This window comes from Henriciella sp. (assembly GCF_049649345.1).
Taxonomy (GTDB): Bacteria; Pseudomonadota; Alphaproteobacteria; order Caulobacterales; family Hyphomonadaceae; genus Henriciella.
This window is the reverse complement of sequence record NZ_JBARZC010000227.1, coordinates 1-15,257: the sequence shown is the minus strand read 5'-3', so window position 1 is coordinate 15,257 and position 15,257 is coordinate 1. Positions and strand designations below refer to the sequence as shown.

Genomic DNA, 15,257 nt, shown 5'->3' with positions numbered 1-15,257 from the left:
CCTCCTATCTATTCCGCATGCAGGCCTTTTCAGACCTTCTCGAACGGTTGATCCTGACCCCGTCGCGAAACGGGAAGATTGCGCTTCTTGTAAATTACTTCACTAGTGAAGTAAATCCGGCGCGGGGCTGGACGCTGGCTGTGCTGACCGGCGAGCTCGACCTGCCGGGCGTCAAAGGGGGCACGATCCGCAAGCTGATCAGTGAGCGCGTCGATCCTGAACTGTTCCGCATGTCGTATGACTATATCGGTGACCTCGCAGAGACCGTCGGTCTGATGTGGCCCGGCCAGCGCGGGGCCAATCGCGTGCCGCCAATCGAGGATGTTGTCGAGGCGCTGATCGGCGCGACGCGGGCGCAGGGCGAGCGGCTGGTCGCGGGCTATCTCGACATGCTCGATCCGCGCCAGCGCTGGGCGCTACTGAAGATGGTGACGGGCGGCCTCAGAATTGGCGTCTCGGCGCGGCTGACCAAGGTCGCGCTTGCCGAAATGGGCGGCGTCGACCCGGCCGAGATCGAGGAAATCTGGCACGGGCTGACCCCGCCCTATGAAAGCCTGTTCGACTGGCTCGACGGCAAGGCGGACAAGCCTTCGCCGGACATCGATGCGCCGTACAGACCGGTCATGCTGGCCCATCCGCTTGTCACCAAGGACAAGCGCGATGACCCGGATGCCGTCGACCCGGCCCTGATTGACCCGGAGATCTTTGCGGCGGAATGGAAGTATGACGGAATCCGCGTCCAGGCCGTTTCTGAAAATGGTACGCGTCGTCTCTATACACGCACAGGCGACGATATTTCCCATACTTTTCCGGATGTTCTGGCCGGGCTGGACTTCGAGGCCGCCATTGATGGCGAGCTGCTGATCCGCGCACCCGATGGCGGCGTTGCGCCCTTTAATGAGCTTCAGCAGCGTCTCAACCGCAAGAATGTGACCAAGAAGCAGATGGAAGCGCGCCCGGCTTTTGTTCGCGCTTACGACCTTCTGGTCGAAGGCGAGGAGGATTTGCGGTCGCTGACCTTCAGAGAGCGGCGCGCTCGGCTCGAAAGCTTCGTCGAACGTGCCGGGAGCGACCGCGTGGATCTTTCACCGCTCGTTCCAGTGACCACGCTGGAAAAGCTGGAGGACGCCCGAAACAATCCGCCCGCGCCCGAGATCGAAGGCCTGATGCTGAAGCGCTGGGACAGTGTCTATGTCGCCGGCCGGCCGACAGGTCCCTGGTACAAGTGGAAGCGCGATCCCTTCCTGGTCGATGCCGTAATGATGTATGCCCAGCGCGGGCATGGACGGCGCTCAAGCTTTTATTCCGATTTCACATTTGGCGTCTGGCGCGAGGGCGAGGAGGGCCTGGAGCTCACCCCCGTCGGCAAGGCCTATTTCGGCTTTACAGATGAAGAACTGAAACAGCTCGACAAGTTCGTCCGCGAAAATACGATTGACCGGTTCGGGCCGGTCCGGTCCGTCACGGCGAATGAAGACAAGGGGCTGGTTCTGGAGGTCGCCTTTGAAGGCCTGCAGCGCAGCCCGCGCCACAAATCAGGCCTCGCCATGCGTTTCCCGCGGATCAACCGCATCCGCTGGGACAAGCCGGCCGCGGAGGCGGACCGGCTTGAGACGCTGGAAAAGTTGCTTCCTCCGGCTGTCTGATCGCTTAGTCGAGTTTGGCGAATGTCTTCACGGTGACATTGAGCGTCTTCACCGCGCCGCCGGTAAGCGATTGAACCATGAGGTAGCCGTAGCGGTCCTTGTCGGTGCGATAGCAGACCACGGTGCCCGGCGTCAGCTGGGCAATCGGGATTGAGTCGACGGGTGTATCGGTGGCGCGGCTGCATGTTCCGCGGCGGGGCACTTCCCCCCGCAGAAGCGCAATCTTCCCGCGACCCTCGCCGGCCAGCATCTGTCCCCCCTCACGAGTATCACCCCACCAGACATCCGGATTCTGCGACACGTACGTGCCCGGATCATGATCGAGGTTCACACGGTAGGACGGCGCGAAGGATTCATCGCTTTTCTTGTTGAGCCAATCCTCTTCCGGCCGGCATCCGAAAGAGTTGTCAGATGTGGGATGCAAGCGGCAGAACCTGTCGCTTCTGTCGGTTTCTATCGTCGCAGAGGTTCTGTCCAACCTGTTGCCGTCGCGTCCATAAAAACAGTTCAAATATGTGAAGCCGTTGTTCGACTGGATTTTTCGGTCAACCACTCCCAGCGCGCCATCGCCGCTCACCGCCCAGTCGCCCTTGTTTTCCACCTTCAACTCTACGGTGACGGACGGACACGTATATCTCGTCTCGACAACGGAAGCTTCCGGTTTGGCGTCCTTGATCTGGATTTCCGCCCTCTCGATTATCGGCTTCGTCGGAACGGTTACGACGGGCTTCTTGAACTTCTGCACCTGCACCTGCGCGTGTGCGCCGGGCGCAACTGCGATGGAAATTGCTAACAGCCCGCCGAGAGATCTCACAATGTGTTGTCTGGTCGTCATCACTTGTACCCCACTGTAACGCGCCGGGTGCTCCAGGCGCTTTCTGCAACCGATGTCGAGCACTTGGGCAGGAGTTTACGCGCCCGCGCCGCAGGCGTCAAAAACTTGCCCGTATCGACGGGTCCACTTATCCAGGGCATTGAAGAGCTGAAGGGGCTGCCAACATGAAAAACCGCAATGCTTTCCTGCTTCTGGCGGTCGCCATCCTGCAATGGATCGCGCCGCGCCTGCCGGCTTTGGGGCTCGGCAAGACCCAAGGCTTCCGCGCGACAGCGGATGGCATTCCACCGGAACTGCCGCCCGGGATCTTCTTTTCGATCTGGGGCGTGATCTTCCTGGCCTATACCGGCTTTGCGCTGCTCGCAGTGTTCAGGCCGAGCTATCTGACGGAGCGGCTGACCGGGCCGCTCATCATTGCCGGCGCCGGGAATGTGGCGTGGATGGTGTGCGCTCAGCTGCTCGGCAATGACTGGCTGAATGCGCTGATCCTGCTGCCAATCCTCATTTTTTCATGGGAGGCCTCACACCGGTTGCACCGCATGGGCGGATGGGACGGCACGGGCGAGCGCTTTCTTGCCGGCCTCGTCAGCGGGCTTCTGTCAGGCTGGCTTGTCGTTGCCTTGTCGATTTCGCTGCCGGAACTGGTCCGCGATATTCGCGGGCTTGGCGTCAGCGATCAGGTCTGGGTATCGCTGTGGATCACGCTGATTACGGCGGGGCTGCTGGCATGGGTCTACCGCACGCAGGTCAGCCGCGGCTGGTGGTTCTATGTCGCGCTGGCATGGGGTTTGTCAGGGGTGGTGCTGAACAACTGGACGCGGCTCGACCTGCACTGGCTCGCCTTTATCGCGGCCTGCGCCGGCGCCTACATCATTGGCAGCCGTATTGCCTCCGGCGCACGTCCAAGTTTCGAGTAGCCCGCGGCGGACTAGCCGGTCTGGACGGCTGCCTCGACAGTCGCGTTCAGGCTGTCGACCAGCGTCTGGCTGATCTGACCATTGGCCTCCAGGCTGCTATCGCTCTGATAGTCACGGATCGCAGCGACCGTACCTGTCCCCATAATGCCGTCTGCCGGGCCGGGCTCATAGCCGAGCGCGGCGAGGACCGTCTGTATGGCCTGGACCTGATCGCGCGGATTGGTCTGCCAGGGCTGGCTGGCGAAGCGGCCATTGGCGCGGGCGTCTGACTGGGCCGGTGACCAGGCGGCAGCCCGGCGCTGGGCCTGTTGGCCGATTTCAAGCGAGAGGCTGGTGCGAAGTTCTGCGACTTTCTGAGGCGCGCCTTCATCGCCCTGCCGGGCGGCAACTTCATACCAGTAAAGGGCTTCCGATGCGCTCGGCGAGATGCCAAGGCCGGCCTCATAAAGCACGGCGAGATTGTACTGGCTGTCTGTCAGGCCGAAATCAGCGGCCTTGCGGAACCATTCAGCCGCCGCAGCATAGCTTTGCGGGCCGCCATCGCCTTCAGCATAGTAGACGGCGAGATCGTGCATCGCCTTGACGTTTCCGCCTTCGGCGGCCTGCTCGGTCCACTCACGCGCCATGGCGAGATCGCGCGGCACGCCGAGGCCTTTTTCATGCAGCTTGGCGAGGCGGTATTGTGCAGCAGGCTCGCCCGCTTCGGCAGCGCGGCGGACCAGCGTCGGACCGCTGGTATAATCGCCCGCATCAATGCGCTGTTCGCCAAGCATGAGCTGGGCTGCGCCATCGCCATTTGAGGCGGACGATTCGAGCGTCGGCGTGTTCGGAATTTCGGGCAGGGCGGCGAAATCGACCGGCTGAGGCGCCTCGGCGGGCGCGGCAGCTGTTTCGGCGTCGGCCGGCGGCGCGGGGTCGGTAGTGGCTTCAGGCTCTTCAACGATCTCGGCAACCGGATCGGACGGGTCGGTCATGCCGACGGGTTCTGCAACCGTGTCAGCCTCGAACAGTTCGTCTTCGATGGCCGCTTCGTCAGCTTCGCTAAGCACCGGCTCAGCCGCTTCTGCCTCGGCGCCAGATGCCGCAGACGTCTCAGGCCCCGACATGACAACGGGCTTGCCCGGATCGTCCTGGAGGCCGCGCAGCGTGATCAGTGTCCCGGCGGTTGCCGTCGCCAGCGCGACGACGGAGACGGCGGCGACCAGCGGCAGCTTGCTCTTTTTCTTACGCGGCGTTTCGGCGCCCGGCACATGCCTTGTGGTGGCTTTGCGGGCATTGCCATCATTGGCAGCCATGGCCGCGCGGCGCGCGCGTGTCAGATAGTCGACCGGCTCTTCATCCTCATCCAGCGGCACGGCAAATTCAGCCTCGTCAGCGCCGGTCTCGGCCTCGTCAGAAAGCTCGACATCAGCGCCCTCTTCAGCGAACTCTTCTTCGAAGAAAGAAGGTTCGGCCTCGTCTGCAAAAATGTCGCTGTCGCGCGTCTCATCGCGCCCATCATCCCATTCGACCAGGGCAGACAGTGGATCGTTTTCGTCATTTTCCTCTTCAGGCTCTGCAAAATCGGCGCTGTCCTCCCCGAAGGACATCTCATCCTCAAAGCCGAAATCAACTTCGTCGTCCTGCGCCTCGACTTCTTCAAGCTCAGGCAGGCCTGCCATGAACTCCATATCGTCGGCCTCATCCTCATCGCCGATCGCTGCGTCGTCTGCGGCATCAGCTCCGTACTCTGATGAAGGCTGAAGGTCATCTTTATGCAGATCATCATCCGCAGGATCAGGCGTGTCTGACATGTCCCAGTCTTCGGGCTCTGCAGCGGGCGCTTCCGGCGTCTCGAAAGCATAGGCCTCTGCCTGCCCTAGTTCGGCATGCGGCGGGGATGTAAAGTCTTCAAGCGCTTCGAGCCGTGTCGCAAGCGAGGCAATCGCCTTCTGGACCGGCGACATTGCGGAAACCTGCTGGTTCTGCATCCGCTCAAGACGGTCTGAGACGCCGCTCAGCGCATCGGAAAGCCGGACATCCTGCTTCTTGCGGGCAACCTCCAGATTCTGGCGCAGATCCTCGAACGACCGGTCCTGACGGGCCTGCAGACGCTGGGCGACAGAGGCAACCTGTTCGCCGACCTGCTCAATGGCAGACGCACTTCTCTGTTCGCTGTCCTCGACGCGGCGGTCAAATTCGTCGGCCAGCGATTTCATCTGCCCGGTGATCTTGTCGATCACCTCATCATTCTGTGTACTGAAAGCTTCAAGCCGGTCTGCAACTTCGGAGGACAGGGCCTCGACGTCGCGGCGAACCTCAGTGACGGCCTCAGCCGGGTCGCGCGCTTCAACCTCGCGAAGACGCGTATCGAACCCGGAGGAAATCCGGCCGACCTGCTCGGTCATGTTCTCAAGCGCCCTGTTGGACCGCTCTTCGCCGGACGTCACCCGCTGTTCGAGCGAGCCGATGGAAGATTCGATATCCTTCAGCGCATCTGGCGAGGCACCGGCCGCGGCCGCCTTCTCGATTTCCTGCGCCAGGTCTGTCCGCGTCGCCTCAATCGTCGAGCGTAGCTCATCAGCAAGGCCCTCAAACCGGCTCTCGAACTGATTGCGAAGCTCTTCAGCCTTTTCAGGCGAGGCCTGTTCGGCGATGGCATTGATACGCTGGTCCAGGTTCTCGAATGTGCTTTCCAGCGTCGTCATCGCCGAATTGGTCATCGTCTCGGCGCGCTGCAGGCGGTCCTGCATACGGGTCATGACCGATTCAATACTGGTCAGCGCACCGGCGACATCGCCTTCTACAGCGCCGACCCGGCCCTGAAAATTGTCGATCTTGGCCAGACGCGAGGAGACATTGGTCTCAAGTTCTGAAAACCGTTCGGAGAGATGTTTGGCTGTGCCTTCGGCGCGCAGTTCTGCCTGCTCGACTTTCTTCTCGACGCGCTGTGCGGCGTCTGTCAGCGTCGTCTCGACCTTGCGCTCCATGCCGGCCACACGGTCATTCATGTCCTCCAGACCGGTCTCGACGCGGGCGCGAACCGAGTCAGTCTCGTCCTGGCGGCGGGAATTCTCGTCATAGATATGAGAGGCGAGCTTGCCGAGCGCCTGTTCGAGCGATTTCAGCGTGTCGAGATTGCGTGCGCCGCTATCGTCTTCCTCAATCGCCTTGACCTTGTGCTGCAAGGCATCGTGCGTCGCGCGCAGGTCTTCGAGCGTGGTTTCGACATTGTCTGCGACCGTGTCGGCCTTGGTGTCGATCCGGTTCAGCCGCGTAACCAGGCCGACAATCGACTGGTCGATGCCAGTCAGCGCCAGGGTCGAGCGGGCTTCAACCGCCTCAAGGCGCGCGATCAGACGATCGAACGTTCCGCCCGAGGCCGAGAATGAGTCTCCTTGCGGACGCTCATTGGGCTCGACGGCGCGGGGATAGCGTCGCTCGCGATAGTCACGCGCGGACGGCGCCTCATCGGCGGTCTCTTCCAGCAGCATGCGATTGATGTATTCGCCAATCGTCAGCCCTTCTTCGCGCGCGGCCTCACGGGCTGCTTCGCGGGCGCGCTGATCTATCCCTTTAACGCTCCAGGGGCCGTAATTCGACATACGCCTACTCCATCAATCTGCCTGCAGGCCGTTGCGCAAGGCGCACCCCCAGCCAATAGACTCCGTTAAGGAATGCGGCGCGTCGTATTAATTGTCGGTTAAAAAGGTAAACGAAGCCGGTGAATTTATTCAGTGTCTGCCAGCCCGGCCGCGACTTGGGGCCGCGAGCCCTTAATTGACGTTGACGTTCGCGTAAAGCGGAAGCATAGTAGGCGCCATGCCAGATACAGCTTCTTCGATTTCCATTTCCGAGAGCCGCACATACACGATCTCGGAACTCGCCCGCGAATTCGGCATCACGCCACGCGCCCTCCGTTTCTATGAAGACAAGGACATGCTGCACCCTGCACGGGATGGCATGACCCGCGTCTATTCGCACCGCGATCGTGCCCGCGTCACGATCATTGTGCGCATGAAACGCCTCGGCCTGCCGCTTGCCGATATCCGCGAAATCCTTGATCTCTACGGCCTCGGCGACAATGAACGCGCCCAGAAGCGCAAGACGCTCGAGAAGTTCCGCAACCAGGTGAAAGAGCTGGAAAGCCAGCGCGAAGACATCGAGGTTGCCCTGACCGAACTTCACAAGGGCATTGCCTGGCTGGAAGACAATCTCGCCAAGATCGGCCCGCCGGATGATCATGCAGACAGTGTCGCCGCCTATGACGCGGTGGCGAGGAAACAGCTCGACGAGGCCTGATCAGGCAACGCTCTCACTGATTATTTGAATGTGCACCGGGCCTCACCGCCTGGTGCCGTTCCCGGTTCAAAGGACAAAGACTATGGCGCGCTATGATGCCCCCGTTCGCGACATGCAGTTCATCTTTCACGATGTGCTCGCCCTGCAGAATTATTCCAATCTCGAAGGCTTCGCCGATGCGACGCCCGACATTATCGACCAGATCCTCCAGGAAGGCGGCAAGTTCGCCAAAGACGTGCTCTTCCCGCTGAACAAGATCGGCGATGAGCAGGGCTGCGTGCGCAGCGACGATGCGTCGGTGAAGACGCCGGACGGCTTTCCGGATGCCTACAAGCAATTCGTCGAGAATGGCTGGCCGCTTCTGTCCAAGCGCGCCGATCATGGCGGTCAGGGCCTGCCCCACCTGCTGGCGATTTCGCTGAGCGAGATGGTCTCCTCGGCCAATATGGCGTTCGGCATGTATCCGGGCCTGACCTCAGGCGCTTATGAAGCTCTGATGGCCGGCGGCTCAGACGAGCAGAAAGCCAAATACGGTCCGAAAATGGCCTCCGGCGAATGGGCCGGCACGATGAACCTCACCGAGCCCCAATGCGGGACCGACCTCGGCCTGATCAAGACCAAAGCCGTCCCGCAAGACGATGGCAGCTACAAGCTGACGGGCCAGAAGATCTGGATTTCGGGCGGCGAGCAGGACCTGACCGAAAACATCATTCACCTTGTCCTTGCCCGCATCGAGGGCGCGCCGGAAGGCATCAAGGGGATCTCGCTCTTCGTTGTGCCCAAGCATATCGTCAATGAAGATGGCACGCCGGGTGAGCGCAATCCGGTCAGCTGCGGCGGGCTTGAAGAGAAGATGGGCATTCACGGCAATGCGACCTGCGTGATGAATTTTGACGGCGCGACCGGCTGGCTCGTCGGCGAAGAGCACAAAGGCATGCGCACCATGTTCGTGATGATGAACGAAGCGCGGCTCGGCGTTGGCCTTCAGGGCCTCAGCCAGGCCGAAGTCGCTTATCAGAACGCCGCCGACTTTGCCCGCGAACGCCTGCAGAGCCGCGCGCTCTCAGGCCCGAAAGCGCCAGAGAAGCCCGCCGACCCAATCATCGTGCACCCGGATGTCCGCCGCATGCTGATGGACACGAAAGCCTTCGTTGAAGGCGGGCGCATGTTCACCTACTGGACGGCCCTGCACGGCGACCTTCTACACAAGTCGCCGGACGAGAAAGTCCGCGAAAAAGCCGATGACTATATGGCGCTGATGACGCCGGTGGTGAAAGCCTTCCTGACCGATCGCGGCCTCAAGGCCTGCAATGACGCGCTTCAGCTGCATGGCGGCACCGGGTTCACGCGCGAACAGGGCGTCGAGCAGTTTGTCCGCGATGTCCGCATTACGCTGATCTATGAAGGCACGAACGGCATCCAGGCGCTCGACCTTGTCGGCCGCAAACTGGCGGCCAAGGGCGGGCGTGCGATCTTCACCTTCTTTGCCGAACTGGATGACTTCATCGGCGAGCATGAAGGCCATGAAGACATGGCGCCGTTCGTCGAAGGGCTGAAGACGGCCAAGGCAGAGCTTCAGGAAGGCACGACCTGGCTGATGCAGAACGGGATGAGCGACTTTAACAATGCAGGCGCCGCCTCGACCGACTATCTCCACCTCTTCGGCCTGACGGCGCTCGGCTATATGTGGGCAAAGATGGCGAAGACGTCACTTGAGAAGCGTGGCTCCGACCCATTTTATGACGACAAGCTGGTCACGGCGCGCTACTATATGAGCCGTATCCTGCCGGAAACGGGCGCACATCTCGCCAAGCTGAAAACCGGCGCAGAACCGCTGATGGCGCTCGAGGCTGAGCGGTTCTAGAGCAGCAGAAATAGGGCCGTTCCGAGTGCGACATCTCGGACGGCCCAAACACCGCAACATGACGTTGCGTGAGGACTCGCGCCGCAGAAGCGTGGGCTTTATATGTTGACGTGAACGTAAACGGCAATCGCCGTCAGATCACGGACAAATTGGGAGAAGGTCTATGCAGGACGTGCTCAACGTCGCCCCGTCAAATTGGCGCCAGGATGAGGAAATCTCGATCTTTTCCGATGCCGTCGGACAGTTCTTCGAACGCGAGTGCAAGCCGCATGTGCCTGAGTGGCGCAAGCAGGGCTTTGTGCCGCGCGAGACCTGGAAGAAAGCTGGCGAGGCGGGCCTTCTGTGTGCCTCTATCTCTGACGAATATGGCGGCGCGGGCGGTGACTTCCGCCATGAGGCGGTGATCATTGAACAGCAGCAATGGAAGGGCATCGACGGCTTCGGCGTCACGCTGCATAACGCTATCATCGCACCCTATATCGAGGCTTTCGGCTCTGAAGAGCAGAAGAAAAAGTGGCTGCCGAAAATGGCGTCCGGCGATCTCGTGACCGCCATTGCGATGACTGAGCCCGGCACCGGGTCAGACCTTCAGGCGGTCAAGACGACCGCGAAGAAGGATGGCAATCACTATGTCATCAATGGCCAGAAGACCTTCATTTCCAATGGCCAGACCGCCAATCTGATTGTCGTGGTCGCCAAAACCGACCCGACCAAGGGCGCAAAAGGCATTTCGCTGATCGTGGTCGAGACCGATGAGGTCGAAGGCTTCGAGCGCGGCCGCAATCTTGAGAAGATCGGCCAGAAGGCCGCCGATACCTCAGAGCTGTTCTTCAATGATGTGCGCGTGCCAACATCGAACCTGCTAGGCGTCGAGGAAGGTCAGGGCTTTGTCCAGCTGATGCAGAAACTGCCGCAGGAGCGCCATGTCATTGGCCTGCAGGGCGTCGGCATGATCGAGCGTGCGATTGCCGAGACAGTCGAGTACGTCAAGCAACGCAAAGCCTTTGGCGGCTCGATCTGGGACTTCCAGAACACGCAATTCAAGCTCGCTGAATGCAAGACTGAAGCGACGGTCGCCAAGGTCTTCGCCGACCATTGCACAGAGCTCCTGCTTGAAGGCAAACTCGATGCGGCCACCGCGTCCATGTCGAAATACTGGATTAGCGATCTGCAGTGCAAGATCATCGACGAGTGCCTGCAGCTGCATGGCGGCTATGGCTATATGGACGAATATCCGATCGGCCAGATGTATGCCGACGCCCGCGTCCAGCGCATCTATGGCGGCGCGAATGAAGTGATGAAAATGCTGATCGCGAGGACGATGTAGGGATGCAGAAATGGCTCGGCTATGCGTCCATTGTTCTTGGCGTCATTTCGATGGCCCTGGGCGCCTATGTCGAGTTTGGCCTGCCAGAGACCGCAGGCGCAGACGGCTATGTCCCTGCCCTTCTCGGCCTCGCCTCAATTGTTATCGGCGCCATTGTCCTGCGCCAATTGAAACACAACGATTTATGAATTCCCCCCGAAAGGAGCCCCTGAAATGACTGAAGCTTATATTTACGACGCCGTGCGCACCCCGCGCGGCAAAGGCAAGAGCTCAGGCTCTCTGCACGAAATCACCGCCCTGTCGCTCGCGACCCAGGCCTTGCAGGCCGTGCGTGATCGCAATGAGCTGGACACAAGCAATGTCGACGATGTCGTGCTCGGCTGTGTATCGCCAGTCGGCGAGCAGGGTGCGGACATTGCCCGTATCGCCGTCCTGAATGCAGACTACGCTGAGACAACAGCCGGTGTGCAAGTGGACCGTTTCTGCGCCTCGGGCCTGGAAGCCTGTAACATGGCGGCCTCCAAAGTGATGACCGGCGAAGCAGACATGGCCATCGGCGGCGGTGTCGAGAGCATGTCGCGTGTCCCGATGGGCGCAGCAGGCGGCGCTTGGTCCGCCGACCCGCAAGTCGCCCTCAAGACCTACTTCGCCCCCCAAGGCATCGGCGCTGACACGATCGCCACCAAATGGGGCTTCTCGCGCGATGATGTCGATGCTTATGCCGTCGAGAGCCAACAGCGCGCCGCCAAGGCCTGGGAAGAAGGCCGGTTCAAGAAATCGATCGTTCCGGTGAAAGATCAGATGGGCGCGATCATCCTCGACCATGACGAGCATATGCGCCCCGATGCCTCGATGCAGTCACTCGCCTCGCTCAACCCGTCTTTCGCGGGCATGGGTAGCATGGGCTTTGATGAGGTCATCAAGCAGCGCTATCCGGAACTGGAAAGCATCGATCACGTCCACCATGCGGGCAATTCGTCCGGTATCGTGGACGGCGCATCGGCGGTCCTCTTCGGCTCCAAGGAAATGGGCGAGAAATTCGGCCTGAAGCCACGCGCCCGGATCAAGTCCATGGCGTCCATTGGCTCAGAGCCGGGCATCATGCTGACCGGCCCGACGGCCGTCTCGCGCAAGGCGCTGATGAAAGCCGGCATGGAAGTCGACGACATCGACATTTACGAGCTGAACGAAGCGTTCGCCGCTGTGCCGATGCTGATGATGCAGCTTCTCGGCATTCCGCACGAGAAGATGAACGTGAATGGCGGCGCCATTGCCTTCGGCCACCCTCTGGGGGCCACGGGCGGCATGCTGCTCGGCACCATGGTCGATGAGCTGGAGCGCTCCGACAAGGAAACTGCGCTGATCACGCTCTGTGTCGGTGCCGGCATGGGCACAGCCACGATCATCGAGCGTGTCTAGATGAGCAATGAGGCGTTCGAAAAAGGCCTTCCCGCCGGCATCGGCGTAGGCGTTGCGATAGGCACAGCCCTCGGCGTAGCGCTCGGCAACATGGCTTTTCTCGGCGCCGGTCTCGCCATTGGCATCGGGCTCGCGCCCGCCTTTGGCAAGACCATGCTCAAGCAGAACACCAATCAGGACAGGAAAGACGAGAACAGCTCTTCTGAGAGCTAGTTTTCCAGAGGAAGAAAAGATGGAACTCGAAACATTCAAATTCGACATCGATGGCGATGGCATTGCCCACGCCGTTTTCGACGTGCCGGGCCGCAGCATGAATACGCTGACCGCAAAGGCCGTCGCCGACATTATCGCGATCTCCAAGGAGGTCGCCGAGAATGACAAGATCAAGGGTCTGGTCATCTCATCCGGCAAGCCAACCGGCTTTTGCGCAGGCGCAGACCTCGGCGAAATGGGCGACCGGGCCGGCTCTGCCGATACCAGCGATCTCAGCGAAGATGAGAAGCTGAAGGCGCGCTTCAACCAGGGCTTTGCCCTCAACAAGACGCTCCGCGAACTTGAGACCTGCGGCAAGCCGGTCGCCTGCGCGCTCAATGGCCTCGCGCTTGGCGGCGGCCTCGAAGTGGCGCTTGCCTGCCACTACCGCGTCGCAGCCAATGACAATCCCAAACAGCAATTCGGCCTGCCAGAAGCCAAGATCGGGCTTCTCCCCGGCGCTGGCGGGACGCAACGCCTGCCGCGCCTCGTCGGCGTTCAGGCCGCCCTGCCGCTGATCCTTCAGGGCAAGAGCTTCTCTGCCGAAGAAGGCCACGGCATGGGCGTCATCAATGAACTCGCGCCCGGCGCAGAGGTCGTCGAGAAAGCCAAGGCATGGGTGAAAGCCAATCCGACGGCGAAAGCCCCTTGGGACGAAAAAGGCTTCAAGGTTCCAGGCGGTGTCGTCCACAAGAGCCCGGGCGCCGGCCAGGTCGCGACCATGTCCAACATGATGCTGGCGGCCAAGACCTATGGCAATTATCCGGCCCAGAAGAACATCCTCTCCTGCGTCTATGAAGGCATTCAGGTGCCGATCGATGCGGGCCTCCGGATCGAGACGCGGTACTTCATCAACACCCAGTCGCGCCCGGAAGCCAAAGCGATGATCCGCTCGCTCTTCCTGTCGACGCAGGCCCTCTCCAAGGGCGGCAACCGGCCGGACGGCTATCCGAAGACAGAGTTCAACAAGATCGCTGTGATCGGCGCCGGCCTGATGGGCGCAGGCATCGCCTATGTTCAGGCCAAGGCGGGCATTCCGACGGTGCTTGTCGATGTGTCCAAGGAGAATGCCGAGAAGGGCAAGGATTATTCCCGCCGTCTTGTCGAGAAGGACATTTCACGCGGCAAGTCGTCCAAGGAAAAGGGCGACAAGCTGCTCGACCTGATCACCACGACCGACAATTACGAGGACTTCAAGGGCGCAGACCTCGTCATCGAGGCAGTGTTCGAGAATGAAGAGCTGAAAGCCAAGATCACCGAGCAGGCCGAAGCCATGCTGGGAGAGGACGCTGTGTTCGGCTCGAACACCTCGACCCTCCCGATCACCGGTCTCGCCAAGGCCTCGAAGCGTCCGGAAAACTTTATCGGCATCCACCTCTTCTCCCCTGTGGAGCGGATGGGGCTGGTCGAGCTGATCTCAGGCGAGAAGACGTCCGAAGCGACACTTGCCAAGGCCATCGATTACGTCCTTGCCATCCGGAAGACGCCGATCGCCGTCAATGACAGCCGCGGCTTCTACACCTCGCGCTGTTTTGGCACCTATACGCGCGAAGGCATGGAGATGCTCTCTGAAGGCATCAAGCCAGCGATCATCGAGAATGTGGGACGCCAGTCCGGCATGCCGATGGGCCCACTGGAAGTCTCGGACTCGGTTGGTCTCGACACTGCGCTGAAAGTGACCCGGGCGACCGCAGAAGCCATGGGCGCCGACATCCAGAGCGATGACCGCACCCAGTTCCTGGCCTGGCTGGTCGAGGACCAGGGCCGGGTTGGCCGCAAGGCGGGCAAGGGCTTTTACGACTATAATGAGAAAGGCAAGCCTGAGCGGCTCTGGCCAGATCTCAACAAGCAGCTGGATGTGAAAGTGGACGAGTGCCCACCGGAGCTGAAGCAGCACCTGACCAACCGGTTCCTGGTTCGCCAGGCGATTGAGGTCGCCCGCTGCTTTGAGGAAGGCGTCATCACCGACGCGCGCGATGCCGATATCGGCTCCATCCTCGCCTGGGGCTTTGCGCCTTATACGGGCGGCTGCTGCTCCTATGTCGACCTGATCTGGGGCGTCAAACCCTTCGTCGAGGAAGCGACAAAAATGGAAGAGAAGTATGGCGAGCGCTTCAAGGTGCCGGAGCTTCTCAAGGACATGGCGGCCAAGGGCGAAGGCTTCTATGACCGCTTCCCTCCCGGCGGCGTGAAAGCCAAAGTCGCAGCCTAGGTTCTGCAACAATATCAACAGGAAGCCGGGGCCCAGAGCCCCGGCTTTTTTGTTGTGGATAAGTGACGGGTGTCCAGTTGTTCATGATCTGCGCTTGGGCAAGGGTGCCCCCACAGGTTGAAAGGGGCCTGGGTAATACAAAGAGGGAAATATGAAAAAGACTGTTCTGATCGCCGCACTCGCGGCGGCGATAGCGACTGCTTGCACAACGACTGAAAAAGTCGCTGTTCAGCAGCCCACCGACCGCAAGATGAGCTGCACAGAACTCGAGGGCGAATTTGCGAAGCTCGATCAGGTCATGGACGACGCGCAAGGCGATAAGGGTGTGAACACCGCCAACGTCGCAGCCGTCGTGTTCTTCTGGCCAGCGGCTGTCGGAAACTATCTAAACGCCGACCAGGCTGAAGAACTCGTCGAAAAACGTCGTTCGCATCTGATGGAGATCTATTCTGAAAAAGGATGCGACGCGCCCGAGACCACCACAGAAGCGGCGATGTAGTCGGT

At 60.8% G+C, this 15,257-nt stretch carries 12 protein-coding genes; 10 read left to right on the top strand and 2 right to left on the bottom strand.

The genetic code is table 11. The features are described 5' to 3' along the window. Positions 1-17: 17 nt before the first annotated feature. Positions 18-1,646 carry a cisplatin damage response ATP-dependent DNA ligase gene (locus WA989_RS05785; protein ID WP_424339558.1) on the top strand — a complete coding sequence of 543 codons (1,629 nt, stop codon included), beginning with the start codon at positions 18-20 and terminating at the stop codon, positions 1,644-1,646. A gap of 4 nt (positions 1,647-1,650) precedes the next feature. On the opposite strand, the gene WA989_RS05780 is transcribed toward WA989_RS05785, so the two are convergent. Beyond that, positions 1,651-2,481: a hypothetical protein gene (locus WA989_RS05780; protein ID WP_424339557.1), complete on the bottom strand. Its 831-nt coding sequence runs from the start codon at positions 2,479-2,481 to the stop codon at positions 1,651-1,653. A gap of 164 nt (positions 2,482-2,645) precedes the next feature. Here WA989_RS05780 and WA989_RS05775 point away from each other — a divergent pair, with 164 nt between their 5' ends. After that, a complete protein-coding gene (locus WA989_RS05775; protein WP_424339556.1) occupies positions 2,646-3,398 on the top strand; it encodes a hypothetical protein in 753 nt (250 codons plus the stop codon). An 11-nt stretch (positions 3,399-3,409) separates the two neighbouring features. Here the strand turns inward: WA989_RS05775 and WA989_RS05770 are convergent, their stop codons facing one another. Next, positions 3,410-6,982 carry a peptidoglycan-binding protein gene (locus WA989_RS05770; RefSeq protein WP_424339555.1) on the bottom strand — a complete coding sequence of 1,191 codons (3,573 nt, stop codon included), beginning with the start codon at positions 6,980-6,982 and terminating at the stop codon, positions 3,410-3,412. 217 nt (positions 6,983-7,199) lie between these two features. Between WA989_RS05770 and WA989_RS05765 the strand changes: the two genes are divergently transcribed. The 8 genes from WA989_RS05765 to WA989_RS05730 all read left to right on the top strand — a co-directional run bounded on the left by WA989_RS05765 (position 7,200) and on the right by WA989_RS05730 (position 15,252). Next, positions 7,200-7,679 carry a MerR family transcriptional regulator gene (locus tag WA989_RS05765; RefSeq protein ID WP_424339554.1) on the top strand — a complete coding sequence of 160 codons (480 nt, stop codon included), beginning with the start codon at positions 7,200-7,202 and terminating at the stop codon, positions 7,677-7,679. Positions 7,680-7,761: 82 nt separating this feature from the next. Continuing rightward, complete coding sequence (locus WA989_RS05760) at positions 7,762-9,543, top strand: acyl-CoA dehydrogenase C-terminal domain-containing protein (RefSeq protein ID WP_424339553.1); 1,782 nt, start codon at positions 7,762-7,764, stop codon at positions 9,541-9,543. A gap of 163 nt (positions 9,544-9,706) precedes the next feature. Continuing rightward, the gene (locus tag WA989_RS05755) at positions 9,707-10,870 is read left to right on the top strand and encodes an acyl-CoA dehydrogenase family protein (RefSeq protein ID WP_424339552.1); all 1,164 of its coding nucleotides are present in this window, start codon (positions 9,707-9,709) and stop codon (positions 10,868-10,870) included. 2 nt (positions 10,871-10,872) lie between these two features. Then, entirely contained in the window at positions 10,873-11,058 is a 186-nt protein-coding gene (locus WA989_RS05750; protein ID WP_424339551.1) for an LPXTG cell wall anchor domain-containing protein, read from the top strand. A gap of 25 nt (positions 11,059-11,083) precedes the next feature. Then, positions 11,084-12,289, top strand: a complete 1,206-nt coding sequence (locus WA989_RS05745) for an acetyl-CoA C-acetyltransferase (protein WP_424339550.1) — start codon at positions 11,084-11,086, stop codon at positions 12,287-12,289. Continuing rightward, entirely contained in the window at positions 12,290-12,502 is a 213-nt protein-coding gene (locus tag WA989_RS05740) for a hypothetical protein (RefSeq protein WP_424339549.1), read from the top strand. It begins immediately after the preceding gene. Between the two features lie 19 nt (positions 12,503-12,521). Then, positions 12,522-14,753 carry a 3-hydroxyacyl-CoA dehydrogenase NAD-binding domain-containing protein gene (locus WA989_RS05735; protein ID WP_424339548.1) on the top strand — a complete coding sequence of 744 codons (2,232 nt, stop codon included), beginning with the start codon at positions 12,522-12,524 and terminating at the stop codon, positions 14,751-14,753. 151 nt (positions 14,754-14,904) lie between these two features. Further along, complete coding sequence (locus WA989_RS05730; protein WP_424339547.1) at positions 14,905-15,252, top strand: hypothetical protein; 348 nt, start codon at positions 14,905-14,907, stop codon at positions 15,250-15,252. Positions 15,253-15,257: the final 5 nt, after the last annotated feature.